The 24,259-nt window shown below is 61.4% G+C and carries 22 protein-coding genes and 1 riboswitch; of the genes, 14 read left to right on the top strand and 8 right to left on the bottom strand.

Annotation, left to right across the window (positions count from 1 at the left end; all coding sequences use genetic code 11):
- Positions 1–52: 52 nt before the first annotated feature.
- A complete protein-coding gene (locus ABLV54_RS14275; protein WP_192242883.1) occupies positions 53–1,309 on the bottom strand; it encodes a sensor domain-containing diguanylate cyclase in 1,257 nt (418 codons plus the stop codon).
- Between the two features lie 396 nt (positions 1,310–1,705).
- On the opposite strand from ABLV54_RS14275, the gene ABLV54_RS14270 reads away from it, so the two are divergent.
- The 3 genes from ABLV54_RS14270 (at position 1,706) to ABLV54_RS14260 (ending at position 5,045) form a co-directional block, all read left to right on the top strand.
- Entirely contained in the window at positions 1,706–2,746 is a 1,041-nt protein-coding gene (locus ABLV54_RS14270) for a LacI family DNA-binding transcriptional regulator (RefSeq protein WP_050534124.1), read from the top strand.
- A gap of 190 nt (positions 2,747–2,936) precedes the next feature.
- Complete coding sequence (locus tag ABLV54_RS14265) at positions 2,937–3,860, top strand: TIM barrel protein (RefSeq protein WP_050534080.1); 924 nt, start codon at positions 2,937–2,939, stop codon at positions 3,858–3,860.
- A 12-nt stretch (positions 3,861–3,872) separates the two neighbouring features.
- A complete protein-coding gene (locus ABLV54_RS14260) occupies positions 3,873–5,045 on the top strand; it encodes a Gfo/Idh/MocA family oxidoreductase (protein WP_050534079.1) in 1,173 nt (390 codons plus the stop codon).
- Between the two features lie 36 nt (positions 5,046–5,081).
- Here the strand turns inward: ABLV54_RS14260 and ABLV54_RS14255 are convergent, their stop codons facing one another.
- The 3 genes from ABLV54_RS14255 to ABLV54_RS14245 all read right to left on the bottom strand — a co-directional run bounded on the left by ABLV54_RS14255 (position 5,082) and on the right by ABLV54_RS14245 (position 8,323).
- The gene (locus tag ABLV54_RS14255; protein ID WP_348814185.1) at positions 5,082–6,173 is read right to left on the bottom strand and encodes a DUF4056 domain-containing protein; all 1,092 of its coding nucleotides are present in this window, start codon (positions 6,171–6,173) and stop codon (positions 5,082–5,084) included.
- Between the two features lie 65 nt (positions 6,174–6,238).
- Positions 6,239–7,183, bottom strand: a complete 945-nt coding sequence (locus ABLV54_RS14250; protein WP_050534078.1) for a hypothetical protein — start codon at positions 7,181–7,183, stop codon at positions 6,239–6,241.
- Positions 7,184–7,201: 18 nt separating this feature from the next.
- Positions 7,202–8,323 carry a BamA/TamA family outer membrane protein gene (locus tag ABLV54_RS14245; protein ID WP_050534077.1) on the bottom strand — a complete coding sequence of 374 codons (1,122 nt, stop codon included), beginning with the start codon at positions 8,321–8,323 and terminating at the stop codon, positions 7,202–7,204.
- A 220-nt stretch (positions 8,324–8,543) separates the two neighbouring features.
- A riboswitch (TPP riboswitch) is annotated at positions 8,544–8,645 on the top strand.
- 68 nt (positions 8,646–8,713) lie between these two features.
- Between ABLV54_RS14245 and tenA the strand changes: the two genes are divergently transcribed.
- The 7 genes from tenA to ABLV54_RS14210 all read left to right on the top strand — a co-directional run bounded on the left by tenA (position 8,714) and on the right by ABLV54_RS14210 (position 16,121).
- Positions 8,714–9,409: a thiaminase II gene (gene tenA / locus ABLV54_RS14240; protein ID WP_050534076.1), complete on the top strand. Its 696-nt coding sequence runs from the start codon at positions 8,714–8,716 to the stop codon at positions 9,407–9,409.
- Positions 9,406–10,134 (top strand): ABC transporter ATP-binding protein, encoded by a 729-nt coding sequence (locus ABLV54_RS14235; RefSeq protein WP_050534075.1) that lies wholly within the window; start codon positions 9,406–9,408, stop codon positions 10,132–10,134. The genes tenA and ABLV54_RS14235 overlap by 4 nt, the downstream gene beginning before the upstream one ends.
- Positions 10,131–10,871, top strand: a complete 741-nt coding sequence (locus ABLV54_RS14230) for an ABC transporter permease (RefSeq protein ID WP_032452953.1) — start codon at positions 10,131–10,133, stop codon at positions 10,869–10,871. Before ABLV54_RS14235 ends, ABLV54_RS14230 begins: the two co-directional genes overlap by 4 nt.
- Before the next feature lie 24 nt (positions 10,872–10,895).
- A complete protein-coding gene (locus tag ABLV54_RS14225; RefSeq protein WP_050534074.1) occupies positions 10,896–11,831 on the top strand; it encodes an ABC transporter substrate-binding protein in 936 nt (311 codons plus the stop codon).
- A gap of 306 nt (positions 11,832–12,137) precedes the next feature.
- A complete protein-coding gene (locus ABLV54_RS14220) occupies positions 12,138–13,523 on the top strand; it encodes a diaminobutyrate--2-oxoglutarate transaminase (protein ID WP_072096675.1) in 1,386 nt (461 codons plus the stop codon).
- A gap of 9 nt (positions 13,524–13,532) precedes the next feature.
- A complete protein-coding gene (locus ABLV54_RS14215) occupies positions 13,533–15,014 on the top strand; it encodes an aspartate aminotransferase family protein (RefSeq protein ID WP_072413243.1) in 1,482 nt (493 codons plus the stop codon).
- Positions 15,015–15,227: 213 nt separating this feature from the next.
- Positions 15,228–16,121 (top strand): LysR substrate-binding domain-containing protein, encoded by an 894-nt coding sequence (locus tag ABLV54_RS14210; RefSeq protein ID WP_248860894.1) that lies wholly within the window; start codon positions 15,228–15,230, stop codon positions 16,119–16,121.
- 483 nt (positions 16,122–16,604) lie between these two features.
- Here ABLV54_RS14210 and ABLV54_RS14205 read toward each other — a convergent pair whose 3' ends face one another.
- The 4 genes from ABLV54_RS14205 to ABLV54_RS14190 all read right to left on the bottom strand — a co-directional run bounded on the left by ABLV54_RS14205 (position 16,605) and on the right by ABLV54_RS14190 (position 21,057).
- Positions 16,605–17,795, bottom strand: a complete 1,191-nt coding sequence (locus tag ABLV54_RS14205; RefSeq protein ID WP_226564135.1) for a cytochrome c biogenesis protein/redoxin — start codon at positions 17,793–17,795, stop codon at positions 16,605–16,607.
- Positions 17,796–17,897: 102 nt separating this feature from the next.
- Complete coding sequence (locus ABLV54_RS14200) at positions 17,898–19,241, bottom strand: ATP-binding protein (protein ID WP_101881176.1); 1,344 nt, start codon at positions 19,239–19,241, stop codon at positions 17,898–17,900.
- Positions 19,238–19,978, bottom strand: a complete 741-nt coding sequence (locus ABLV54_RS14195) for a response regulator (protein ID WP_017900551.1) — start codon at positions 19,976–19,978, stop codon at positions 19,238–19,240. Before ABLV54_RS14195 ends, ABLV54_RS14200 begins: the two co-directional genes overlap by 4 nt.
- An 86-nt stretch (positions 19,979–20,064) precedes the next feature.
- On the bottom strand, positions 20,065–21,057 hold the full coding sequence (locus tag ABLV54_RS14190; RefSeq protein WP_072421627.1) for an alpha/beta hydrolase: 993 nt from the start codon (positions 21,055–21,057) through the stop codon (positions 20,065–20,067).
- A gap of 242 nt (positions 21,058–21,299) precedes the next feature.
- Here ABLV54_RS14190 and ABLV54_RS14185 point away from each other — a divergent pair, with 242 nt between their 5' ends.
- From ABLV54_RS14185 to pqqC, 4 genes are all read left to right on the top strand, one after another.
- A complete protein-coding gene (locus tag ABLV54_RS14185) occupies positions 21,300–22,319 on the top strand; it encodes a dipeptidase (RefSeq protein WP_049013689.1) in 1,020 nt (339 codons plus the stop codon).
- A gap of 136 nt (positions 22,320–22,455) precedes the next feature.
- Positions 22,456–22,527 carry a pyrroloquinoline quinone precursor peptide PqqA gene (gene pqqA, locus ABLV54_RS14180; protein WP_002905689.1) on the top strand — a complete coding sequence of 24 codons (72 nt, stop codon included), beginning with the start codon at positions 22,456–22,458 and terminating at the stop codon, positions 22,525–22,527.
- Between the two features lie 54 nt (positions 22,528–22,581).
- Complete coding sequence (gene pqqB, locus ABLV54_RS14175; RefSeq protein ID WP_101881175.1) at positions 22,582–23,508, top strand: pyrroloquinoline quinone biosynthesis protein PqqB; 927 nt, start codon at positions 22,582–22,584, stop codon at positions 23,506–23,508.
- Positions 23,502–24,257 (top strand): pyrroloquinoline-quinone synthase PqqC, encoded by a 756-nt coding sequence (gene pqqC / locus ABLV54_RS14170; protein WP_023289796.1) that lies wholly within the window; start codon positions 23,502–23,504, stop codon positions 24,255–24,257. The genes pqqB and pqqC overlap by 7 nt, the downstream gene beginning before the upstream one ends.
- The last annotated feature ends 2 nt before the right edge of the window (positions 24,258–24,259 follow it).

Here is a 24,259-nt window from a genome sequence, read left to right as displayed (position 1 = left end):
ACCACCCGTTACAGCAGGCTGGCTCATCCTCAGTATAGTCGGCGAGCGCGAATCAGGCTGCGCCACCGCTATTGCGCAACAGTTCCGCACTGTCAAAAGGCATGCGCGTTACCCGGTTGCGCCCGTCATTTTTCGCCGCATACAGCGCTTTATCGACGCGGTAAAACAGCTGATCAATCGCTTCGCCATCATGATGCTCGGCGACGCCGATGCTGACGGTGACCGACAGCGTCTGATATTCGCTGACCGCCTGGCGGATCGCCTCCGCCACCATCAGCGCGCGGGCGATCGGCGAATGGGGCAAAAAGAGCAGAAACTCCTCACCTCCCCAGCGATATATCTTATCTTCACGGTCCACCGAGGTTTCCAGAATGCGGGAGATCACCAGCAGAACTTCATCGCCTTTTTGATGACCGTGAATATCATTAATACTCTTGAAATGATCGATATCGATTAACAACAGACAAAAACCATGGGGGATAAACGACGGCGCGTCGACGAGCCGGTAAAATTCGCGGCGATTTAACAGTCCGGTTAAGGGATCGTGGGCGGCGGAAAATTCCAGCTCTTTTTTCAGATGCACTTCTTCGGTGATATCGTGAATGATGCATAACATCAGCCGGATATTATACAGCACCACCGGCCCGGCATAGGTTTGAACATGGCGCAGCGAACCGTCAGCCAGAATATGAGTAAAATTAAGCGGCTTATGCCCGCCGGGCATATTGGCAATGTTATTCATAATGGGGATCACATCCCGGCCCAGGGTATTAATTTGCCAGGTATGTTTATTGCGCATTTCCTCATCGGAATAATGATAAAAGCGCAGCGCGGCAATATTGGCATCGACAATCCGGCCCTCTTTTTGAGGATCGATCAACAGCATCGGCGCGGTATTGGTCATAAAAAAGCGGGCAAAAAAGCCATTGTTCCGCCGCTGGTAGCGGCGAGAGCCGGTATGAATCGACTGATTTTGCGCGAGCAGCTTCACCGCTTCGAATAACAGTAAGGTGCCGCTGTCCTCGGTCTCCACCAGGGTGGTTTTACAATATACCGACTGCAACCCTTTGGCGGTCTGCAGCGTCCAGACTTCAAATATCTCAGTCATGGCGTCGAGATAGCGCAAATAATGCTGCAGCTGCGTTTCCGGGCAGGTGGAATAGATACCGTTGCGCATCTCATTCAGCGACATATCGCCGCTCAGCGTCCGGGAAGCCTGATTGGCATAGACCACACACTCTGTAAAAGGATGGACTACCCAGATAGGGGTGCTTAATACATCAAAAACAGCCAGTTCTTTTAATAACATACAGGCCCCAAACCGACCCACTCCCGGCGCGGAACGGCACATCATTCAGTGCAGCCCTGACGCTGGCATAAAGTGATAGCAAAAATAATCGAGTAACCGTCATTACGCGCGTGCGCGGCAAGTATAGTCGGTTCCTGGCCCAGCGACGCCCACCCGGAGCGACTTTGCGCACGGTTTAACCGACAGAGGAGACACTGCCTTTATTATTAATTTTATTTCAATAGCATAGCAGCAATGCCAGAACGGGTAGTCGCTTTTGATCACAGACTGTGTATACCCGTCACACTTTACGCTGCAGGGGCGCAGGCTTGTGCCGTGGCACACAGATGGCCGTTGTTCTGCTCAGCGTTACCATGATAGTTTCTATCATAACGCTCATTTTCAATGGTCATCACAGTGAAAAAATCCGCCAGCAAAATCACGCTTACCGACATTGCGCGCGAAGCCAACGTCGGCGTGGCCACCGTCGACCGGGTACTCAACAAACGCGCGGCGGTGAAGGAATCTACCGCGTACCGCGTGCTGGAGGCCGCCCGACGGCTGGGGTTTACGCTCGAACAGCCGCACTATCGCCTGGCCGCCGGCAAAGCGCCGGTTACCGTCAGGATGGGCTTTATTCTGCTGCAGGAGACCCACTCCTTCTACCTGCCGCTGGCGAGGGCGCTCGCAAGAGAGGCCGCGCCGTGGCTGCCGGCGGGCGAGACGCCCGCGATCCTGCATTTTGCCATTGATGCGGTGGAAGCGATGGCCCAGGCCATTCACCGGCTCAGCGATGAGGTGGAGGTGCTCGGCCTGGTGGCGCTGGATCACCCGCTGATTCGCCATGCGGTGGGCCGGGCCGCCGCCCGCGGCGTTCGCGTATTCACCCTGCTTTCGGATCTGTCGGTTGCCCAGCGCAGCGGCTATATCGGACTTGATAACCAAAAAGCCGGGCGCACCGCCGCCTGGTTTATCGACCGCTTATGCCGTGGCGAAGGCGAAATAGCCATTATCATTGGCGATAATCGTTTTACCTGTCAGGAAAGCTGTGAGATCAGCTTCCGCTCCTGTCTGCGCGAGCAGGGTAAAGGGCAGCAGATCCTTGAGCCGGTTCGCAGCCATGAACGGGCGGATGTCGCCAGAAGCGTAACGGAACAGCTGCTCAGCCAGTACCCGGCCCTGCAGGCGATCTATGCTCCCTGCGGCGGCATTGAAGGGATTGTCGGGGCGCTGCGCGACAGCGGCCGCCAGCAGGCCGTCACCCTGGTCTGCCATGGCCCGCTAAGCGACAGTGAACTGGCACTGATCGATGGCACCATCGATGTCATTCTCAACCACCGGCTGGATGACTTTGCCGCCGCCACCCTGCGCGCCATGACGGAAGCCGTTTCGCGGCCGCCCAGCGAAGTGATTTCGCACCCTCAGCCTTTCGATATCATCACCAAAGAAAATATGTAAACGCCCGCCCCGTCGCCGACGGGGCGGCCTCACGCCTGGACCACGCCTGGACTCATTTTGATAAATAACTATCAAAAACAACCTCAATACAAATCATGACGGCCATCATAAAATTATCATTCCAACATTGTTGGCTATGAAATTTTTATTCAATACTCAGCGGCATCCCCTGTGATAAAAGGAAGCCGACATGACCTATCCTATCGCCAACGCCCCCTGTAGCTGGGGCGTGGATGACCCGAAAAACCCTGACCTTCCCGCCTGGACTACCGTGCTGAAGGAGGCGGCGCAGGCCGACTATCGCAGCATCGAGCTCGGCCCGTGGGGCTACCTGCCCACCGACCCGAGCAGCCTGTGCGCGGCGCTGGAAAAGCATCAGCTGTCGCTGGTCGCCGGGACGATCTTTGACGATCTGGTGAGCGAAGACCATTATCCCACTCTGGAGGCGCTGACCCATCAAATCTGCCGCAATCTGTCGCAGGTTCCGACCGCCGCCCCCATCCCGGGACACCCTTTCCAGCCGCCCTATCTGGTGATTATCGACTTCGGCAACCCCGAGCGGGCGCGCTTTGCCGGACGCAGCGCGCTGGCTCCGCGCCTCAATGACGCAGACTGGCAGCGGATGATGGCGCACATTACCGCCCTCAGCACCCTCGCCTGGCGGGAGTACGGCGTGCGGGCGGTTATCCATCCCCACGCCGGGGGCTGCATCGAATTTGCCGATGAAATCGAGCGGCTGGCCAACGCTATCCCGCACGACGTGGCAGGGTTGTGTCTGGATACCGGGCATCTCTACTACGCCGGAATGGATCCGCTCACCTGGCTGGATCGCTATTACGCGCGGCTCGACTACCTGCACTTCAAGGATGTGGATCCGCAGGTTTACCAGCGCGCCATCGCCGAAGGCATCGACTTTTTCACCGCCTGCGCCGAAGGGGTGATGTGCCCGCTCGGCAGCGGCGCCATTGACTACCCGGCCATTAACGATTTTCTTGCCCGCCGCGGCTATATGGGCTGGATAACCATTGAACAAGAGCGTGATCCGCGCCATGCCGCAGGCAGCCTGCAGGCGGTCACGGAGAGCCTGCGCTATCTGCGCGGCATCGGATTCTGACAGGAGAACCCCATGATTAACGGTTTAAGACCGCTCGACCGCACCCTGCGCTGGGGCATGGTCGGCGGCGGCGGCAGCAGCCAGATCGGCTATATTCACCGCTCTGCCGCCTTGCGCGATAACACCTTTGCGCTGCTGGCCGGCGCCTTTGATATTGATGCCGATCGCGGGCGCCAGTTCGGCCAACAGCTGGGGGTGGATCCCGCACGCTGTTACGCCGATTACCAGAGTCTGTTTCGCGACGAGGCTGCCCGCCCGGACGGTATTCAGGCCGTATCGATTGCCACGCCGAATAACACCCACTATGCCATCTGTCGGGCGGCGCTGGAGGCCGGCCTGCACGTGGTGTGTGAAAAGCCACTGTGCTTCAGCAGCGAAGAGGCGGACGAACTGGTGGCCCTCAGCCAACGGCAGCGTAAGATCATCGGCGTGACCTACGGCTATGCCGGCCATCAGATGATCCTGCAGGCCCGGCAGATGATCGCCGACGGACTGCTGGGCGACATTCGTATCGTCAACATGCAGTTTGCTCATGGCTTCCACGCCCAGCCGGTGGAGCAGGAAAACGCCAGTACCCGCTGGCGGGTCGATCCCCGCTTCGTCGGCCCCAGCTATGTGCTGGGGGATCTTGCCACTCACCCGCTGTTTCTGGTCGAAACCATGGCCCCGCAGTTGAAGATCGCCAGGCTGATGTGCGCCAGACAAAGCTTCGTCAAAAGCCGCGCCCCGCTGGAAGATAACGCGCATGTGCTGATGGAGTATGACAACGGCGCCGTCGGCTCGCTGTGGAGCTCCGCCGTTAACTGCGGCTCCATGCACGGGCAAAAGGTGCGCATCGTGGGGGAAAAAGCCAGTCTTGAATGGTGGGATGAACAGCCCAACCAGCTGCGCTACGAGGTGCAGGGCGAACCGGCGCGCGTTCTGGAGCGCGGCATGGGCTATCTTGATCCGCTGGCGCGCCAGGACGATCGCATCGGCGGTGGCCACCCGGAGGGGCTGTTCGACGCCTGGTCGAATCTCTATCGCCGCTTCGCCATCGCCATGGACGCCGCTGACCGGCGTGACGAGGCGCTGTTGGCGGACTTCTGGTATCCGGACGCTCGCGCCGGGGCGTTCGGCGTCCGCTGGGTGGAAAACTGCGTACGCTCTGCCGACAACGGCGCCTGTTGGGTCAACTTCCGCTAATTCGCCGGCTCAGGGCCTCGCCCTGAGCCTTTCTCGCTACTTCTCAATGCGCGCCAGCTGGGTTTTATCGGCCTCGCGGGCGCGATCGGCCAGCCCCTGAAACGCGGCAGCGCCATAGTATTGCTCAGGAACCGGCAGCGCCTGCATATCGTGCCCCGGATAGATCTGCAGCTCGCCGAGGTCGCGCAAGCGGAATCCCCCCACCTGCGCCGGCATGGTCAGGCGATATGGCGGCATGGTTTCGAAAGGGACCGGCGTCGGCAGCCGGTTTTCCTGTAGATCGTAATTACGCTTCAGCACCAGAAACTTATCCGGCACCCGGCGGCGACTGTTCCACCAGTCGCCATCGATCCGCTGGAACATCGCTTCCGTCTCCCCTCGCGTGGCCACCATCAGCCGGGTCAGCGCCTTTTTCAGCGCCGCCTCCATGGCCCGGTTATACGCTTCCACTGACCCGCCGTGGCCGCTAAGGATGACGTTAATCGCCAGTCTGGCGCCCAGTAAGTTGGAGTAGAGATCCTCCGGCGAAAACGCGGAGATCTCCTCTGAAAACCCGGGCACTGACTGGAAGCCATACCACTGGGCGATCTCATGCCACTGGGCGATTTCGAAGGCCAGATGCCCGGCGAGCCAGGCCGCCAACTGATAGCGCTGCCTGACCCCCGCCGGCGGCGTAAAGGCATTGAGCTGAACGCGGCGCACGCCAAGTTCTTCGCTGTAGAATATGCGCCCCGCCTGGCCCAGCGTCGGCGAAATGCGATTGAACAGATAAAAGGTGTAATCCGCCGTGTCGCGCACATGGGCAATATCGATAAACCCGCCGCGACGGGTATAGATAAGCCCGTTCTGCTCCTCGCTCAGCCCCAGCAGATTTTTCACCGCGCCGAGCGCGCTGTCGTTGTAATGGTGCTTGCCCAGGGTATCCAGGGTCAGCACGTTACCAATCTGATACACCGGGATCGGAATGCCCACCGCCCGCACGTGCAGGTCGTAGCCAAAGGCGCAGCATGGCCGCAGCGATTCCGGCGGCGACAGCTCGCCCAGGGTGGGCGCAGGATGGATCGCCGTCACGGCGGGCAACACCGGGTCCTGCGCCAGCGCGAATAACAGCCATAAGGCTTTACGCATCAACAGCCTCTCCACAGCAACAAAAGAGCGCGCATCTTACCGGCAGACGGCGCCTGCAGTTTTAGTTAAAAACGGTATTCACCGGAGACAAAGAAGCTGTTGCGGTCGTTAAAACCGAATTCAGTCAGCACGTTAAAGTTTTTGGTGACCTCATACTGGGCGCCAATCAGCATATTCCACGGCGAGGTCAGCTTCTGCTTAACGTCGAATTTGCCCTCGCCGTCTTTATTGACCGCGGCAATAAGGGGCTGCAGCTCTGGCGGCATGTGCAGGTCGGCGAGATCGCCCTTAAACTCCTGCTGCACGTCCTGATACATGCTGCCGACCCACAGGCTGAGATGGGACGGCCCATCGATCCCCTGAAAACTGAACCGATAGCCGACGCGCGGCGAGACGGTGACCGCCGAAATGCTGCCGTCGAGGATATCGAAGTCGGTGCGGGTATAGTTAGTATCCACTAACCCAAACCAGTTGCCGTAGCCGCCGGCGAGCGTAAAGCCGGCCCCCCAGGTGGTCCCTTTAAAATCAAGTTTAAAATCAATATCCTGCAACTTCCCGCTCTGATAAAGCTGGTGAACCGCGCCGGCGATGGCCCGATCCAGGCCGCGAAACTGCGACGGGTCTGAATCCACTGATACCTGGGAGACGGACGACCCGCGGGTATGCCCCACCAGTCCGTATACGTTGAGGAACGGAAAGACCCACATATCCAGGCGCAGGTTTTCGGTTTTGCTTTTCTCACGGGTGTGTCCGGCATCGATGGCGAACATATCGCTGGGAATGGGATGATTGCCGAGCTTAAGCCCGGAAAAGGTAATACTGTCGACCATGATATCCTGGCGGATATTCATATAGCTCAGGTTGACGCCGTAGGGTAACGGAATGGAATATCCTCTGGCGCGAGCCTCATCGCCCCAGATAGGAAAATAGCTGTCGCTCTCGTCCGGCTCCGCAGCCGACGTGCCCCAGGTCGCTAACAGCAGCGTTAACACCGCGCCGGATGCTCTCATTTTTGTTCTCATGTGTAGTTATAAACCCGAACCGACATTGAAATAGACCGCCTGCTCATGCTCGCTGAACGCCACGTCAATCCCGGTACGCAAACCGTACTGTCGCGCGATCAGGTAACGAAAACCGGCCCCCCATGCCATCTCTGACTGTTCCCATAGCGTCTCCGCCGCGTCAGCGGCGCTCCCGGCGCCAACGAATCCCTGCAGGATCCAGCGCGGAGTGACCGCCCAGGCCAGCTGGGTTTGCGCCGTGGCCACATAGTCGCCCTGATAGCGGTAGCGCGAAATCCCGCGCAGCGCGATGTAAGGACGCGCCATCGGCATCAGGTGCTTATCATGGTGGGTTAAGGACTGATAATTGCCCGCGACCGCCAGGGTCAGCGTGTGGCTGAGCGGAATAAACACCTTCCCGTCCAGAGTAAACGTGTTGTAGTGATAATCGCCCCCGAGCAGCGAACGGAAAAACCGATATTCTCCCTTCAGCGCTAACCCATTCTGAGGATAGAAAATATTATCGGTAGTGTCATATTCCGCCACCACCCCCAGCGCCGAAGAGGTGCTGTTTTGCCCGAGCACCTGCTGCCAGACCCGGTTGACCCGCGGATTATCGAAAGAGACATCCGCCCGGGCATACACCTGGGAGGCCCCGAGGAACACCGGCGTATCGCCCACGCGAAACAGCAGCTTTTGCAGCGCGGCGACCCCTTTGGTCTGCGTCTGCACCGGTTTAGCATGGCTGAAGCCGCCGGTATCGCCGGAATAGATATCCAGATTGACGTTAGCGTAGCCGGCTCCCGCCAGGTAACGAATGCGATCATGCCGCCAGGTGTGACGATGGCCGCCGCCAATAAACCAGGTGCCATTCTGCGTGGCGGCCCCGCCGAAAGCGGTGAGCGGCGGAGGAATAAACTGCCCGCCCTCCCGGCTGCCTTTACCGTGTAAAAACAGGCCAAACAGTCCACCGCCATAGCCGATCGCCGGCTCGGTTATCACCAGCGGCACCGGCAGAAAACCGTAACGGTTTTCCGCCAGATAATGACTCATGTCGAGCATGCTATCTTCCGCATCGAAGAGATCGGCGGCATCGCCAGGCGGGCACAACAGGAACAGAAGCGCCAGCGCGGACAGCGGGAATTTCATGCTCACTCCAGGGCGTTGGGGCGCGCACGACACGCGTGGCGAACAGGATTATTACAACGGAATAATGAAAATATAACGTAACCGGAGAACCCTCACCAACGCGCAGCGGCTTGTTTTTCGGGTATTTTTGTACAAAAAAGAGCTGGCCGTCACAGAAAAACGCCTTCGCGCCGCCGGTCGGCGCGATGATTGTATTCATAAGGTGAATGTCGTATAACATAGCGCTACCGAGGGGTGTCCCGTGAGGGCTGAGATGGCGCAAGCCGAACCCTTTGAACCTGATCTGGGTCATGCCAGCGAAGGGACGGGTCGGCAATTTTGCCAGCATTACCGCCATTGCCTGTTCACACCCCTGCACGCCCGGATCTCCCCTGCATAAATGGAGGTCCTGTGATTGTTCCCGCGTTTAGCCAAGGTCTTTATGGCCGTTTACGCCAGCTGGCCGCCGCTGACTGGCAGCACTATGTGGCGCACCCTTTCGTCCGGCAGCTTGCCGAAGGCACCCTGGCGAAAAGCGCGTTCCGTCGCTATCTGACCCAGGATTATCTGTTTCTGATCCATTTCGCCCGCAGCTACGCGCTGCTGGTGAGTAAACTGCGCACGCTGCCGGAGATGCGCGCCGCGGCCGCCTCCATGAACGCCATCCTTAACGAAGTGCCGCTGCACGTCGGCTACTGCGCCCAGTGGGGCATTAGCGAACCGGAGATGGCCGCCCAGCCCGAAGCGCCAGAAACCATCAATTACACCCGCTACGTGCTGGATATCGGTCATTCAGGCGACGCGCTGGATCTGCTGGTCGCCCTGATGCCCTGCGTGGCGGGTTACGCCGAAATCGGTCTGGGCCTGCTGCATCACCCCTCCACCCGACTGGAGGATAATCCTTACGCCTCGTGGATCCGTAACTATGGCGATGAAGGCTATCTGCAGGGCGTCAGCGCCGCGCTGGCGCTGCTGGAGACCGTGTGGCAACAGCGCGGAAGCGAGGCCCGCCTCGCCGGGCTGAGCGACATCTTCACCACCGCCACCCGCCTGGAGGCGCAGTTCTGGCAGATGGGGCTTAACGCCGCGGCGGAGTCCCGGGCGTGACGGCGCCAGGTATCGAGGTCCGCAAGCTGAGCCTCCATTTCGGCGACCGCCGCCTGTTCGACAACCTGTCGCTGACGGTCCCCGGCGGCCAGTGGGTGTCGCTGCTCGGCGCCAGCGGGGCCGGTAAAACCAGCCTGCTGCGGGTCATGGCCGGCCTGGCCCCCGCCACCCGCGGGGAAGTGGTCGCCAGCGACGGAAAGCCGATACCCGGCCGCCTGGCGTGGATGGGGCAGAAAGACCTGCTTTACCCCTGGCTGAGCGTTCGGGAGAACGTCGCCCTCGGCGCGCGGCTGCGCGGTGAGAAAGTGGATCACGCCCGGGTCGCCACCCTGCTTGAACAGGTGGGGCTCGCCTCCAGCGCCGACGCCCGGCCGGCGACGCTCTCCGGCGGGATGCGTCAGCGCGCCGCGCTGGCCCGCACCCTGTATGAGGACCGGCCCATCGTGCTGATGGATGAGCCCTTCTCGGCGCTGGACACCCTCACCCGCGCGCGCATTCAGACCCTCGCAGCCACTCTGCTGGCGGGGCGCACGGTGGTGCTGATCACCCACGATCCGCTGGAAGCCTGCCGGCTGAGCCACCGTCTGCTGGTCCTCTCGGCCGCCGACGGGGAGATCGACGACAGCCATCACCTCACCGGCGCGCCTCCGCGCGCGCCGGATGCGCCCGAGCTGTTGAACGCCCAGGCGGCGCTGCTGCAGCAGCTGATGAGGGCCCACTCATGACTGGACGTCTCTGGCGCGGCGGCATGGTGTTCTGCGGACTGATGCTTCTCTGGGGTCTGGCCAGCCGCAGCGGCATTCCGCACTTTCTTTTACCCTCCCCGGCGGCGGTCGCCGAGGCGCTGTGGGTCAATCGCGCCTATCTCGGCTGGCACACGCTGATTACCCTGAGCGAGATCCTCAGCGGCCTGGCGCTGGGGGTGGCGCTCGGCGTCACGCTGGCGCTGGGCATGATCCTCTCCCCGCGCCTGCAGCGCTGGCTGATGCCGCTGGTGCTCACCAGTCAGGCGATCCCGGTCTTTGCCCTCGCCCCGCTGCTGGTGCTGTGGCTGGGGTTTGGCATGAGCGCCAAAGTGGCGATGGCGGTGCTGGTGATTTTCTTTCCCGTCACGTCCGCCTTCTTTGACGGCTTGCGACGGGTCAACCACGAGTATCTCGATCTGGCGCGCAGTATGAACGCCTCCTTCGGCGCTCAGCTGCGGCATGTCCGCCTGATGGCCGCCCTGCCGGCGCTGGGCTCGGGCCTGCGCATGGCGGCGGCGGTGGCTCCCATCGGCGCCATTATCGGCGAATGGGTCGGCTCCGCCGAGGGGCTGGGCTACGTCATGCTCAATGCCAACGCGCGGCTGCAAACCGATATCTGCTTCGCCGCGCTGTTTATTTTAGTACTGCTGACCCTCTTCCTGTGGCTGGCGGTAGACACCCTGCTGCACCGGCTGATCGACTGGTCGCCGGAATAATCATGAAGTAATAAAGGAAAACAGATGAAAACGTCGCTTTTCGCCGGAGCAACCCTGACGGCGCTGCTCAGCGGTCACGCGCTGGCCAATGAACCGCTCACCCTGGTACTGGACTGGTATATTAACCCCGACCATGCGCCGATTATGGTGGCCGAGCAGATCGGCGCCTTTAAGGCCCAGGGTCTGGACGTCAAGATTGTCCCCCCGTCGGATCCGGCGCTGCCGCCCCGCATGGTGGCCGCCCGTCAGGCGGACCTGGCCATCACCTACCAGCCGCAGGTGCACTTCTTCGCTGACGAAGGGTTACCGCTGGTGCGCGTGGGCACCCTGATCGGCTCGCCGCTGAACACGGTGATCGCCCTGGATAAGCAGATCAAAACCCCGGCGGATCTGCAAGGCAAGAAGGTGGGGTACTCGGTCAGCGGCATTGAGCAGGCCACCCTGTCGACCATGGCGCAGCATGCGGGGATCGATCCGGCCAGTATCAAGCTGGTCAACGTCAATTTTCAGCTGACCAGCGCTCTGCTGGCGGGCCAGGTGGACGCGGTCATCGGCGGTTATCGTAATATAGAAGCGCAGGAGCTGAAGCTGCAGGGCAAAACCCCGGTGGTGATGAACGTTGAGGATTATGGCGTACCGGCCTATGACGAGCTGGTGATTGTCGCCCACCGCGACGCGATTCATGAGGCGAAAATCCGTAAATTCCTCACCGCCCTGCAGGCCGGGGTCAGCTACCTGCGCGCGCATCCGCAGGAGAGCTGGGAGGTGTTCGCCGCCGCGCATCCGGAGCTGAAGACCGAGCTTAACCATCAGGCGTGGCTGCAAACCGTGCCCCTGTTCGCCGCCGATCCGGCGGCGCTGGATAAAGCGCGCTACGACACTTACGAACAGTTTTTATATAACAATAAGTTGGTGAAAAAAGTTACACCTTTAACAAATTATGCGGTTGAGCTGCATTGACTCTTGCCATCGCTGACGGAAGGCTTTCCGTCAGCGCTTTAACGCAGCGGCAATAAAAATATAGAGACTTTCTCACTAATAATTACACTTTAAAGGGTTATCGTTACTCTGGGTTGTTTTATTATAATTCAGCAGGTTACGTTAATTTTTACCCCGGTAAGAATAACGTCAAAATAACGCAATCAATAAAACGTTGAATGCGGATTTAAAAAGCCATATATTGTGCGCGCTTTATGAATGCCAATTCAATTCCTTACACCAATTATTCAACCAGCGTTCAACCGCAATGCTGGTTGTGGGAGTGATATGATGACGGATAAAGTCCGTATTGATACTTTACGTGCCGATTTATTAGACGCAAACAACGAAACCTTTTTGGCCCGCCAGGCCGAATTCGAATCGAATGTCAGGAGTTACCCGCGTAAGTTACCGCTGGCTATCACTAAAGCTGAAGGCGTGTGGCTGACGGATGCGGATAACAAACAGTACCTGGACTGCCTCGCCGGCGCCGGTACTCTCGCTCTGGGCCACAACCACCCTGATGTATTGCAGAGCATCCAAAGTGTCATTACCAGCGGCTTGCCGTTACATACTCTCGATCTGACTACCCCGTTAAAAGATCGTTTCTCCGAATACCTGCTCTCTTGCCTGCCGGGCGAAGGGAAAGAGTATTGCCTGCAGTTCACCGGTCCTTCCGGCGCTGACGCCGTGGAAGCGGCGCTGAAGCTGGCGAAAAAATACACCGGTCGTACGTCGGTGATCAGCTTCTCCGGCGGCTATCACGGGATGACCCACGGCGCGCTGTCGGTCACCGGCAACCTGTCGCCGAAAGCGGCGGTCAACGGCATGATGCCGGAAGTGCAGTTTATGCCTTACCCGCACCTGTACCGCTGCCCGCTGGGCATCGGCGGCGAAGCCGGCGTCAAAGCGCTGACCTACTACTTCGAAAACCTGATCAACGACGTGGAGAGCGGCGTCCGTAAACCGGCGGCCGTGATCCTCGAAGCCGTTCAGGGCGAAGGCGGCGTGAACCCGGCGCCGGTCGAGTGGCTGCAGCGCATCCGCAAAGTGACCGAAGAGCACGGCATTCTGCTGATCGTCGATGAAGTGCAGGCCGGCTTTGCCCGTACCGGTAAATTCTTCGCCTTCGAACACGCCGGTATTCAGCCGGACATCATCGTGATGTCGAAAGCGGTTGGCGGCGGTCTGCCGCTGGCGGTGCTGGGCATTAAAAAGCAGTTCGACGCCTGGGAACCGGGTCACCACACCGGCACCTTCCGCGGCAACCAGCTGGCGATGGCTACCGGCCTGACCACCCTGCGTCACCTGCGCGACAACAACATTGCCGACAAAGTCGCCGCCCAGGGCGAGTGGCTGAAAGGCAAACTGGCGGAGCTGCAGAAGCGCTACCCGGTCATTGGCCACGTTCGCGGTCTCGGTCTGATGATCGGTATCGAAATCGTCAAGCCGAACGACGCGCAGGATCATATGGGCTGCTACCCGGCTGACGGCGAACTCTCTGCCCTGCTGCAGAAGAAATGCTTCGAAGCGGGCCTGATTCTGGAGCGCGGTGGCCGTCACGGCTGCGTGCTGCGCCTGCTGCCGTCCCTGCTGATCAGCGACGCGGAACTGAATGTGTTCCTCGACAAATTTGAACAGGCCCTGCTGGCCGCCGGTGTGAAACCGGTCTGAGTGGAGTCAGTGACCACCATGTCCACATTGAATCCGATTCTTGCTGGTTCGGCGCAGAGCGTTGAGGCCTATCAGCAGGTTATCGAGCAGACCAGTCAGGCCGTTGTGCAGTGGCTGAAGCAACCTGAGATGTATCAGGGGAAAAGCGTTGACGAACTGCGTGAGCGTATCTCCCTTGAATTTAACGAACAGGGGTTGGGTAACCAGGCGGCGATTGATCGTGCGATCGAGTACTTCCTGAAAGACAGCCTGTCGGTGCATCACCCACAGTGCGTGGCGCACCTGCACTGCCCGAGCCTGGTGATTAGCCAGGCGGCGGAAGTGCTGATCAACGCCACCAACCAGAGTATGGACTCCTGGGATCAGAGCCCGTCGGCGACCATCATTGAGATGAAGCTGATCGAGTGGCTGCGCGCCCGGGTCGGCTATCCGGCAGGCGACGCCGGCGTCTTCACCAGCGGCGGCACCCAGAGCAACCTGATGGGCCTGATGTTGGCGCGCGACGCCTTCTTCGCCCGTCAGGGACACTCCATCCAGCAGGATGGGCTGCCGGGGGATATCCGCCAGTACAAAGTGCTGTGCTCGGAAAACGCCCACTTCTCGGTGCAGAAGAACATGGCGCTGATGGGCCTCGGCTACCGCTCGGTTACGCTGGTGAAAACCGACGAATTCGCGCGGATGGACGTGGCCGACCTGAAGGCGAAGATTGCGCAGGCGCAGGCTAACGGCGAACAGATCATGGCGATCGTCGCCACCGCCGGGACCACCGACGCGGGGGCTATCGACCCGCTGCGCGACATCGCCGGTATCGCCGCGGAGCATCAGATCTGGCTGCACGTTGACGCGGCCTGGGGCGGCGCGCTGCTGCTGTCTGAGCAGTATCGCGACTATCTTGACGGTCTGGAGCTGGTGGATTCCGTTACCCTGGACTTCCACAAGCAGTTCTTCCAGACCATCAGCTGCGGTGCCTTCCTGCTGAAGGATGCCCGCCATTACGAGCTGATGCGTTATCAGGCGGCCTATCTGAACTCCGAGTTCGATGAAGAACACGGCGTGCCGAACCTGGTCTCCAAATCGCTGCAGACCACCCGCCGCTTCGATGCCCTGAAGCTGTGGATGGGCCTCGAAGCGCTGGGGCAGAAACAGTATGCGGCGATCATCGATCACGGCGTCACCATGGCGAAAAACGTCGCGGAGTACGTGAAGTCGCAGCCGACGCTGGAGCTGGTGATGCAGCCGCAGCTGGCGAGCGTGCTGTTCCGTTCCCGTCCGGCGCAGATGGCGCAGAGCGACGCGGCGGCTATCGCCCTGCTCAACCAGCGCGTCGGCGACGCCCTGCTGGCTTCCGGCCGCGCCAACGTTGGCGTGACCGAGCACAACGGCGTTACCTGCCTGAAGCTGACCCTGCTGAACCCGGTGGTGACGCTGGATGATGTGAAGGTCCTGCTGAGCCTGGTGGAGCGCACCGCTCAGGAGCTGCTGGCGCAATAATCTGCCTGAGCGAGGCGGCGCCTGTCGCCCCGCTCAGCGGCCAGCCCTGCCTGCACTAAGCCGATAAGTTCCCTTATCGGCTTTTTTTATGCCTGCCTGCGCGACTGGCGCGCGCTTCTACGCTTCTCGCCGCAGGGTCCGTTGACGCCTGCCCGCCGCGATGCCACAGTAAGGTCCCGATAATGGCAATCGCCAGAATCCAACGTCCCGGTAATAAGGATGATAATGGAGAAACGCTTACCCGGCCTCGATCTCGACGCCCTGCGCAGCTTTGTGACCGGCATGGAGTGCGGCAGCTTCGCCCTGGCGGCGCAGCGTCTGGCGCGCTCCACCTCCGCCGTCAGCGCCCAGCTCAAAAAGCTGGAGAGTCAGTGCGGCGCCGCGCTGGTGGTTAAACAGGGGCGGCACCTGGCGCTGACCGCGGAGGGCGAAAAGCTAATGAGCTACGCCAGACGGCTGCTGGCGCTCAATGATGAAACCCTGCGCGCGCTGCAGGGCGAACGGCTCACTGGCGAAATTCACCTTGGCATGCAGGAAGATTTTGGCGAATCGCTGATGCCGGGGATCCTTGGGCAGTTTACCCGCCACCATCCGCAGGTGCGGATCGTCGCCAGGGTGGATCGCAATGGCCCGCTGCGCCAGGCGCTGGCGGAGCAGACGCTGGATCTGGCGCTGCTGTGGCAAACCGAAGATCAGGGGCCCGGGCTGGGCCGCTGCCCGCTGGCGTGGATTGCGCATCCTGACTTTGACGTTCGCGCGCGGCTGGCGTCCGGCGAGCCGCTGCCGCTGGTGATGTTCGACAGCCCGTGTCTGATGCGTTCCCGCGCTATTGCCTGTCTCGATGCCGCAGGGATCCCCTGGCAGGTGGTGTTCGTCAGCCACAGCCTGAGCGGCATCTGGGCGGCGGTGCAGGCCGGCCTGGGGCTGACGGTACGCACCCGCATCGGCATGCCAGGCAATCTGCGCCCCGCCGGCAGATCACTGCCATCCCCCGGCAACCTGGCCGTCAGTCTGCAACAAACCCCGCGTCAGGAACCCCATTCCGCCGCGGTCACGCTGCTCGGCGAACTGATGTCCGAGGCCCTGCAGGAGTGGGTTGTTCGGTGACAGTGTCACGCCAGTTTCCCTCATCCTAACCCTCTCCCGGAGGGAGAGGGAACCGTTCGGCAACGTCTGTTACCCCGGCCAAGATTCTGTCTCCACCCGCTACGTAACCCGCCTGGCCGGGCCTACACGCGGCTTCGTAACCCGCCTTACCGGGCCTACACGCGGCTTCGTAACCCCCCAGGCCGGGCAAGCGTAGCGCCGCCCGGCAATGGGCATCCAGCACCCTTCCCGTTTCAACGCCCGGTGGCGGCTGCGCCTTACCGGGCCTACATTCTCCCTGCGCGCTCCTGTAGGCCGGGCAAGCGCAGCGCCGCCCGGCAACAGGCATTCAGCACCCTTCCCGTTTCAATGCCCGGTGGCGGCTGCGCCTTACCGGGCCTACATTCTCCCTGCGCGATCCTGTAGGCCGGGCAGGCGCAGCGCCGCCCGGCAATGGGCATAAGGGATAAAGGGAACCGTCCGGCAGTCACCGGCGTCCGCGGGTCAGGCTTTGCTCTCCTGCAGCAGCTGCTGGATCACCTGCTCCTGGCCGGCATAATCCCCTTCGCCGAAGGCGGTATAGCGCAGTTGCCCACGTGCGTCGAAAATGTAATGCGCCGGCCAGTACTGATTGCCGAAGGCGTTCCAGATGGCGTACTCATTATCCGCCACCACCGGGTAGGTTATCCGCCAGTCCTTCACCGCCTGGCGCAGCAGCGGTAGCGAACGCTCCCAGGGATATTCCGGGGTATGAACGCCAATCACCACCAGCCCGGCCGCGCGGTATTTGTTCGCCCAGTCGCGCACGTAAGGCAGGGTATGCTGGCAGTTGATGCACTCCCGGGTCCAGAAATCCACCAGCACCACTTTGCCCTTCAGACGCTCCGGGGTTAACGCCGGGCTATTGAGCCATGCGCTGCCCCCCACCAGCGAAGGCATGGCGCTGCTGGGCTTGGGCATAGCGATCGGTTGCAGAACCGTTTTCTGCGTCGGCTGCGGCAGATGGGCGGCCAGCCGCTGCTCCAGCGCCTGACTCCACCCTCCCGCGCTTTGCAAATAGCGGTCGCCGCCGCTGGCGATCAGCGCCACCGAGGCCAGCATCGCCACCCCCGCAAGCCGGCGCAGCCGTTCGCCGAACGCCAGCCCGCGACGCAGACGGGCAATCAACGCCGCGCCGCACCACCCGAGCAGGAATAACATCAGCGCCCCGCCGCTGCCGTAGGCCAGCAGCAACCCACCGGTGGTCGCCTGGCCCGGATGCACAAAGCCCAGGCTCAGTATCGCCCCCAGTACCGGCCCGGCGCACGGCGCCCACAGCAGACCCACCGCCAGCCCGGCCAGCAACGAACCGATCCAGCCGCGCTGGCGTGAGCTGGCGTCGTTAAGCTGATTCCCCAGCGCCACCAGGGGTGACGTCAGCCGCTGTGCGATGCGCTGCGAAAGCAGACTCAGCCCGACAAGGGCGAAGAACGCCAGCGCCAGGCTGCGTCCAACCAGAGTAAGATTGACCACCCAGCCGCTGGCGACCGTCACCAGCCACGAGACAGCGCCAAACATCAGCGCCATTCCCGCCAGCATGATCGCCAGCTGCCCCCGTCGGCCCCGGACGCTGGCGAACAGCAGCGGGATCACCGGCAGCGTACAGGGGCTTAGCAGGGTTAACATCCCGCCCAAAAATGCAATGAATATCGACATCGCCTTCTCCTCATTATGCCATCGCTGCCGAAGGTGGCAGCCACGACATTACAGCAAGGGGATGTAGGGCGGATGTGTCGGGAAAGCGGGAGAATTGTCGGCTTAGTTTTCTATCTGCGCTGGTGATACAGCAGGATACAATCCCTGCGCGGCGAGACGCACGCTGGCATCCAGACCGCCCTGCGGGCGATTGGCCAGGCGCAGCGTGCCGTTCATCTGGCTGACCAGCTGCGCGGCGATCGCCAGCCCCAGGCCGGTGCCGCCGGTATCGCGATTGCGCGAGTCCTCCAGGCGAAAAAAGGGCTGCAGCACCGCCTGCAGCGACGCCTCAGGGATCCCCGGCCCCTCATCCAGCACATGAATGATGATATCCCCGGCGGCGTCGCGGTTGAGGGCGACCGTTACCCTGGCGCCGAATTTCAGCCCGTTATCGATAAGGTTGGTCATCACCCGGCGCAGGGCCTGCGGTGGGATCCACACCACTCCGGCGCGCGCCTCGGGGCAAAACCGCACCGGCCGGCCGACATCGGCATAATCGCAGGCGATGCTGTCGAGAAAGGCGTCAAGGTTCAGCCGCTGGCGCGCCTCCTCCAGCGGCTGCGAGGTGCGGGCGAAGGCGATACCTTCGCGCACCAGGCGGGTCATATTGTCGAGATCCTGCAGCAGTTTGTCGCGGAGTTCAGGCTGGTCGGCCATCTCCACCCGCAGCTTCATCCGGGTGATCGGGGTTTGCAGATCGTGGGAGATGGCGGCGAGGATCCGCGCCCGCTCCTGCAGATGATCGTGGATGCGGGTCTGCATCGCGTTAAACGCGCGGGCGGCACGGCGCACCTCCTCCGGCCCCTGCTCGGCCATGGTTCCCGCCGTGTCGCTGGCCGGCTCAAGCGCATTCACCGCATGGGTAAAGCGAGTGATGGGCTGCAGTACCTGGCGAACCGCGTACCAGGCGCAGGCCAGCAGGAGGACAAACTGAGCGATCAGCACCACCGGCAGCCAGCGGGCGATGGGCGGTAGTTTCGGCCACAGGTCGAGGGTTAAGGGGGCGCCATCGTGGAGGGTAATATGGGCCTGGATATGCTGCCGCGGACCGGGGATCGCCACAATACTCACCGGATACTGCGCGCTCAACGCCTCCTGCAGGGATCGCGCCGCGTCCCGGGCGCGCCAGCTGTCCGGGTAGTCGCCGCGCTCGCCGGCGTCCAGCTGATAGCGGTAGTTGCCGCGCGCCAGCTTCGGCAGCCACTGCGGGCGTTCAGCGGGCGGCAGACGGTCGAGGATCGCCACGCTGGTGGCGACATCAGAGGCCAGATTGCCCAGCATCACGCTGCGGGCGCTGCTCATACGCTCATAAAACAGCAGCGACAGGGTTAAGGTATTCGCCAGCAGCAGCGCCAGAAACAGCAGCGCCATCAGCCTCGACTGCAGCGAGGCGGGCCAGAACCTCATTCATGCCTCTCGCGGATGGAGACCGGGACCGACAGCACATAGCCTTCGCTGCGCACCGTCTTAATATAGGCCGGCTCGCGGGCATCCTCCCGCAGGCGCTGACGCAGCCGGCTCACCAGCAGGTCGATTGACCGTTCAAACAGTTCGGCGTCGCGTCCCTGGGTCAGATTGAGCAGCTGATCGCGGTTCAGCACCCGCTGGGGGTGGTCGAGAAACACCCGCAGCAGTCGATACTCCGCCCCGCTGAGGGCGACAATCGCCCCGCTGTCGTCCAGCAGATGGCGGGCGGCGGTATCGAGCAGCCAGTCGCCAAACGCGATCAGCCTGCCCGCCTCGGTGATCTGCAGGTTGGGCGGCAGCGCCCGGGTGCGGCGTAAAATGGCTTTGATGCGCGCCAGCAGTTCGCGGGCCACAAAGGGCTTCACCAGATAGTCGTCAGCCCCCATCTCAAGGCCGAGGATCCGGTCGCTGTCGTCGGTGCGGGCGGTAAGCATCAGCACCGGGATATCCTGTTGCGGGTTTGCGCGCAGCTGGCGACAGAGCGTTAAACCATCCTCCCCCGGCATCATGATATCCAGCACAATCAGGTCGATTTGATGGTTTTTGAGCACCGACCACATGGCTTTGCCGTTCGCCGCGCCGCTGGCGCGGTATCCCGATTTTTCCAGATAGTCGACAATCAGTTCCCGGATGTCGCGGTCGTCATCGACGACCAGGATGTGGTCAATACGCTCCAAAGGCTGCTCCTGCGGCAAAATAGACTCTTCACAAGCATAAGCCGTGTTGCCGGAAGCGCAACGTCGCGCCGCCGGCAAGGCGCGGGTTACAAACGATCGGCGTCCACCACCGCCTGCGCAAACGCCGTCGGGTCCTCCTGCGGCGGGTTATGGCCCACCGGCCCCTGCAGATCCCGGTGCTCATATTTACCGGTAAATTTGGCCCGGTAGCTGGCGGGAGCCGGATGTGGCGCGCCGTTATTCGCCCCTTCCAGAGTGATGGTGGGCACCGTAATCGGCGGCAGCGCCGCCAGCCGTTGTTCATAGCTGGCATACTTCGCTTCTCCCTTCTCCAGCCCCAGGCGCCAGCGGTAGTTGCTGATGGTGATCGCCACGTGGTCCGGGTTATCCAACGCCCGGGCGGTTTTGGCAAAGGTTGCGTCGCTGAATGGCCACTGCGGCGACGCCTGATGCCAGATAAATTTCGCAAAGTCATGGGTGTTCTGCCGGTAACCGGCTTCCCCGCGCGGAGTGGCAAAATAGAACTGATACCACCACGACAGCTCCGCCTGCGGCGGCAGCGGTTTTTCGCCAATCTGCTGACTGCTGATCAGATACCCGCTCACCGAGACCAGGGATTTCACCCGCTGCGGCCACAGCGCGGCGACGATATCCGCCGTGCGCGCCCCCCAGTCAAAGCCGGCCAGATCCGCCTGCCTGATGTTCAGGGCATCCATCAGATGGACAATATCGGCCGCCATCGCCGACGGCTGACCGTTACGCGGCGTGCTGGCGGAGAGGAAACGGGTGGTGCCGTAGCCGCGCAGATACGGCACAATCACCCGGTAGCCCTTCTGCGCTAAAGCCGGCGCCACCTGCGCATAGCTCTGAATATCGTAGGGCCAGCCGTGCAGCAGAATCACCGGCTGGCCGTCGCGCGGGCCGATATCCACGTAGCCAATATTAAGATCGCCGGCGTGGATCTGGTGGATCTTGTCGAACGCCCCCGCGTCTTCAGCGGCGCAAACGGCAGCGGACCACAGGGTGGATAACCCCAGCGCCGCGGCGCTGGTATACCGGATCAGGGATAATCTGTTCATCGCTTTGTCACCTTTTATCGTCATCAAGAGAGTACGTAACCAGTTAAGCGGAAATTTGTATCCGCCATGTGCCCGACCGGGGCCGTTTTTATCTCTTCATGTCAGCGATCTGCCGCGGGATACAGTGTGATACACAATCAATGTTGGCAATTGTTGCTGGCTTGTGAATTTCTGCTTGCCCCCGGGCATAAATCCGCTACCGTGACAGCCATTTTTACCACCTGATAACCCAGGAGCCCGCTGTGGCGATTTTTGATGGTCACAATGACCTGCTGCTGAATCTCTGGCTTCACCATCGCGAGGATCCGGTGACCGCCTTCTTTGCCGGGATAGAGAACGGCCACCTCGATTATCCGCGTATTCGCCAGGGCGGTCTGGCCGGCGGCCTGTTCGCCCTCTTTGTACCTCCGCAGGAGTATATCGCCCGCGTGGCGCCCCAGTACGCCAGTCAGGCGTGGGACCCATTAACGATCCTCTGGCAGCAGCTGGCTATCCTCAAAGCGATTTGCGCCCATGACGCCAGCCGCGCGCGGCTGTGCCTGAGCGCGGCGGATATCGAACGCTGCCGTCAGGATAATGCGCTGGCGATGGTGGCGCACATCGAAGGCGCCGGCGGGTTCGACGCCCAGGGCGAAGATCTGCAGGACTTTTATCGCGCCGGGGTGCGCAGCATAGGTCCGTTCTGGAACATCGCCAATCGCTTCGGCTGCGGGGTCACCGGCGCCTTTCCCGGCAGTCCGGACAGCGGGCCGGGTCTTACCGGCGAGGGTATCGCGCTCATCGCCCAGGCCAACGCCCTGAAGATGCAGATCGATGTTTCGCACATGAATGAACAGGCCTTTTGGGATACCGCCCGTCACTCCACCGCCCCGCTGGTAGCCACCCACTCGAATGCCCACGCCCTGTGCCCGCAGCCGCGCAACCTGACCGATCGGCAACTGCGGGCGATCGGCGACAGCGGCGGCGTAGTGGGCGTTAATTTCGGCAACGCCTTCCTGCGCGCCGACGGACGGCGCGATAGCGACACGCCCTTCGCCACCATCATCCGGCATATCGACTATCTTATTAACATAATGGGTGAGGATCATGTGGCCCTTGGCTCGGATTTTGACGGCGTCACCCTGCCGGACGCGCTGGGGGATGTGGCCGGCTTACCGCGGCTTATCAATGCCTTGCGTGACAGCGGCTATGATCAATTGGTGCTGGATAAGCTGCTGTGGCGTAACTGGCTGCGGGTATTAAAAAATGTTTGGCAACAATAGGTTATATTGTAAACATAAAGTTAATTCCTTACAGATTCCGGGTTGATCTCTCTCCCGGTGAAGCGCAATATGCGGCGGCCGTCACAGATCCTGCATTATCCGTGAGGCCTGTCGTCATTTTTAAGAGGAACAAAACATGTGGAAGAAACCTGCTTTTATCGATTTACGTCTCGGTCTGGAAGTGACGCTGTACATTTCTAACCGCTAATCGCCCCGCCCGCCGTTCGCGCGGGCCTCTTTTTTCATTACCCGGTCCGTCTTCATGTTCATTAAAGTCCTCGGTTCCGCCGCCGGCGGCGGTTTCCCGCAATGGAACTGCAACTGCGCCAACTGTCAGGGTCTGCGCGACGGCACGATCCAGGCCAGCACCCGCACCCAGTCGTCGATCATCGTCAGCGATAACGGTCAAGAGTGGGTGCTGTGCAACGCCTCGCCGGATATCAGCCAGCAGATTGCCCACACGCCCGAGTTAAATAAAACCGGCGTGCTGCGCGGAACGCATATCGGCGGCATTATTCTCACCGACAGCCAGATCGACCACACTACCGGGTTACTCAGCCTGCGCGAAGGCTGCCCGCACCAGGTGTGGTGCACCCCGGAGGTCCATGAGGATCTCTCCACCGGCTTCCCGGTGTTTACCATGCTGCGCCACTGGAACGGCGGCCTGGTGCATCACCCCATCGCGCCGCAGCAGCCTTTTACCGTTGACGCCTGTCCTGATTTGCGGTTTACCGCGGTGCCTATCGCCAGCAACGCGCCGCCCTATTCGCCGTATCGCGACCGGCCGCTGCCGGGCCATAACGTGGCGCTGTTTATCGAAAACCGCCGCAACGGGCAGACGCTGTTCTACGCTCCGGGGCTCGGTGAGCCGGATGAGACCATTCTGCCCTGGCTGCAAAAAGCGGACTGTCTGCTGATCGATGGCACCGTCTGGCAGGATGACGAACTGCAGGCCGCCGGCGTCGGGCGCAATACCGGCCGCGATATGGGCCACCTGGCGCTCGGCGATGAGCACGGGATGATGGCCCTGCTGGCCTCCCTGCCGGCAAAACGCAAAATTCTTATTCATATCAATAACACCAACCCGATCCTTAACGAGCACTCTCCCCAGCGTCAGGCGCTGACGCAGCAGGGGATTGAAGTGAGCTGGGACGGGATGGCTATCACCCTTCAGGATATCGCATGCTGATCACCGACACGCTGTCGCCGCAGGCCTTTGAAGCGGCCCTGCGGGCTAAAGGCGCCTTCTACCATATTCACCACCCTTACCACATCGCCATGCATAACGGCGACGCGACCCGCGAGCAAATTCAGGGCTGGGTGGCGAACCGGTTTTATTACCAGACCACTATCCCGCTGAAAGACGCGGCGATCATGGCCAACTGCCCGGACGCGCAGACCCGGCGCAAATGGGTGCAGCGGATCCTCGACCACGATGGCAGCCACGGCGAGGACGGCGGGATTGAAGCCTGGCTACGGCTGGGGGAAGCGGTCGGTCTGAGCCGCGACGATCTGCTCAGCGAGCGCCACGTGCTGCCCGGCGTGCGCTTCGCGGTGGATGCCTATCTTAACTTCGCCCGTCGCGCCTGCTGGCAGGAGGCGGCCTGCAGCTCCCTGACCGAGCTGTTCGCCCCGCAGATCCATCAGTCGCGCCTCGACAGCTGGCCGCAGCACTATCCGTGGATCAAAGAGGAAGGCTATTTTTACTTCCGCAGCCGTCTGAGCCAGGCCAACCGCGACGTGGAGCATGGCCTGGCGCTGGCGAAGGCCTACTGCGACAGCGCTGAGAAACAGAACCGGATGCTGGAGATCCTGCAGTTTAAGCTCGACATTTTATGGTCGATGCTCGACGCCATGACCATGGCCTATGCCCTGCAGCGCCCGCCCTATCATACGGTCACCGACAAGGCGGCCTGGCACACGACCCGACTGGTGTAATC

The organism is Klebsiella sp. JB_Kp042, assembly GCF_040065275.1.
Classification (GTDB): domain Bacteria; phylum Pseudomonadota; class Gammaproteobacteria; order Enterobacterales; family Enterobacteriaceae; genus Klebsiella; species Klebsiella quasipneumoniae.
This window is presented reverse-complemented; position numbering and strand designations above follow the sequence as displayed.

What these genes read in the sequence shown, in the direction of transcription:
- ABLV54_RS14275 (WP_192242883.1), bottom strand. Translation starts at nt 1,309, where the DNA reads ATGTTATTAAAAGAACTGGCTGTTTTTGATGTATTAAGCACCCCTATC.
- ABLV54_RS14265 (WP_050534080.1), top strand. Translation starts at nt 2,937, where the DNA reads ATGACCTATCCTATCGCCAACGCCCCCTGTAGCTGGGGCGTGGATGAC.
- ABLV54_RS14260 (WP_050534079.1), top strand. Translation starts at nt 3,873, where the DNA reads ATGATTAACGGTTTAAGACCGCTCGACCGCACCCTGCGCTGGGGCATG.
- ABLV54_RS14255 (WP_348814185.1), bottom strand. Translation starts at nt 6,173, where the DNA reads ATGCGTAAAGCCTTATGGCTGTTATTCGCGCTGGCGCAGGACCCGGTG.
- ABLV54_RS14250 (WP_050534078.1), bottom strand. Translation starts at nt 7,183, where the DNA reads ATGAGAGCATCCGGCGCGGTGTTAACGCTGCTGTTAGCGACCTGGGGC.
- ABLV54_RS14245 (WP_050534077.1), bottom strand. Translation starts at nt 8,323, where the DNA reads ATGAAATTCCCGCTGTCCGCGCTGGCGCTTCTGTTCCTGTTGTGCCCG.
- ABLV54_RS14230 (WP_032452953.1), top strand. Translation starts at nt 10,131, where the DNA reads ATGACTGGACGTCTCTGGCGCGGCGGCATGGTGTTCTGCGGACTGATG.
- ABLV54_RS14225 (WP_050534074.1), top strand. Translation starts at nt 10,896, where the DNA reads ATGAAAACGTCGCTTTTCGCCGGAGCAACCCTGACGGCGCTGCTCAGC.
- ABLV54_RS14220 (WP_072096675.1), top strand. Translation starts at nt 12,138, where the DNA reads ATGATGACGGATAAAGTCCGTATTGATACTTTACGTGCCGATTTATTA.
- ABLV54_RS14205 (WP_226564135.1), bottom strand. Translation starts at nt 17,795, where the DNA reads ATGTCGATATTCATTGCATTTTTGGGCGGGATGTTAACCCTGCTAAGC.
- ABLV54_RS14200 (WP_101881176.1), bottom strand. Translation starts at nt 19,241, where the DNA reads ATGAGGTTCTGGCCCGCCTCGCTGCAGTCGAGGCTGATGGCGCTGCTG.
- ABLV54_RS14190 (WP_072421627.1), bottom strand. Translation starts at nt 21,057, where the DNA reads ATGAACAGATTATCCCTGATCCGGTATACCAGCGCCGCGGCGCTGGGG.
- pqqB (WP_101881175.1), top strand. Translation starts at nt 22,582, where the DNA reads ATGTTCATTAAAGTCCTCGGTTCCGCCGCCGGCGGCGGTTTCCCGCAA.
- pqqC (WP_023289796.1), top strand. Translation starts at nt 23,502, where the DNA reads ATGCTGATCACCGACACGCTGTCGCCGCAGGCCTTTGAAGCGGCCCTG.